Here is a 1,479-nt window from a genome sequence, read left to right on the forward strand (position 1 = left end):
CCGTCACCCAGATCGCAGCCTGATCAGCACGAAAAACGGCACTGGCCAATTGCACATCCAACAGCCAGTTTTCGGTCATCGGGGGCTCGGGGCCATCCTTGTAGAGTAGGAACCGCTCCTTCGGCTCCTGCCGCAGCATGCGATATTTCAGGCCGAATTCGTTGTTGGCGATCTCCTCCTTGGTCACGCCGGGCAGGTCTACCGCATCGAACGCCGCGCGCAGATCGCGGGCGGCATCATACCAGAATACAATGCGGTGCCCCTGATCCTCATAGAGCCGCATCAGGCCGGCGGTGATGCGATCAGTCATCGGCAACCTCCAGTCCCTTGATCGGCTTCAGCGCGCCAGCGAACAGCGGATAGTTACGCTTGACCCCGTCATCGAGATCGATGGCGATCTTTTTCTGTGCCATGGGGTAGACGACATCACGTTCCCATTCGGTCAGCTCGGCGATCTGCTTGATGACCGTGCCAATGTCCTTCTGCGCCTTGGTGCGGGCGCTTTGCGTGGCGTTCGGATCATCGGCCAGCTTCTCCAGTCGGGCGCGTTCGACTTCCAGCTTGTGGATGAACTCGCGCAGATACTGATTCAGCACCACCGAGACCGTGTCAGGCCGGTAACGGTGCATATAGATCAGCGCATTAAACGTGCCTTTGGGGCTGGAAAACATCCAGTAGATCGGGCGCTTTTTATAGCGGCGCACATGATAATCGAAGAAGTCCTTGGTGAACCATTTACGCAGATCCTTGCCAAGCGCGGCCTCGATGAAGGCGAGGTTTTCGCGGAACTTCGCCTCGCCAAAGGTAACGCGCAGGAAATCGCGGGCTCGCGTGACGATGTCATCGGCGAACCAGTCGGCATCCAGCACCGGAATGACATTGTCGCGGTCGGGCGCGAAAGTCGGTTCCGGCACACGGGCCAGATACTCCTCCATCCCTTCACCCTGATTGGCGAGGATCAGGCCTGGCGCATCGAGACTATAGCGCCCGAACATGCAGCCCACGGCATAGTGGAGGAATTCGGCCACCGTATCCTCGCGCAGTCGCGCCTCGCGGTCCTCTTCCGAACCCTTCACGCCATAGCGGTAGGCTGGGTTGCAGGTGAGAGTGATTTTCTCAATCGGCACCTCGGGGGTGAGTTCCTCAGCCAGGCCATAGGCGTCGATGAAGATGCGATTGTTCGCTTCCTCCAAGCTCTTCACTTGGTCCGTGATGCCCTGCCAGTGGGCGCGGAGTTGCGCGTAGCTGGCTGCGAGCGTCTCGGTTCGATGATCGGATGAGAGAAGCGGAAGCGTAGTGAAATCCCAAGAAGTTTCGTAGGCATCCCAGTCGGATCTGGCGAATGCGACCATAGCTTCGACATCACGCTTGCCGGCACCGCGATCAAGCGTGTCATTGATAGGCAGAGCTTCGAGGTAGCCAGGGTGAAGATTAATCGTAGGATTAATCGATTCTAGGATCTTGTGTGCAACCTTGGAG

2 pseudogenes are annotated in these 1,479 nt (G+C 58.1%); both read right to left on the minus strand.

The annotated features are described in order from the left end of the window. Window positions 1-310 (minus strand): annotated as a pseudogene (locus tag F3H32_RS17595) (BREX-1 system phosphatase PglZ type A); the annotation flags it as partial. Further along, window positions 303-1,479, minus strand: a pseudogene (locus F3H32_RS17600) (BREX-1 system adenine-specific DNA-methyltransferase PglX); the annotation flags it as partial. The pseudogenes F3H32_RS17600 and F3H32_RS17595, both read right to left, overlap by 8 nt.

Source organism: Paracoccus thiocyanatus, from assembly GCF_900156255.1.
Lineage (GTDB): Bacteria > Pseudomonadota > Alphaproteobacteria > Rhodobacterales > Rhodobacteraceae > Paracoccus > Paracoccus thiocyanatus.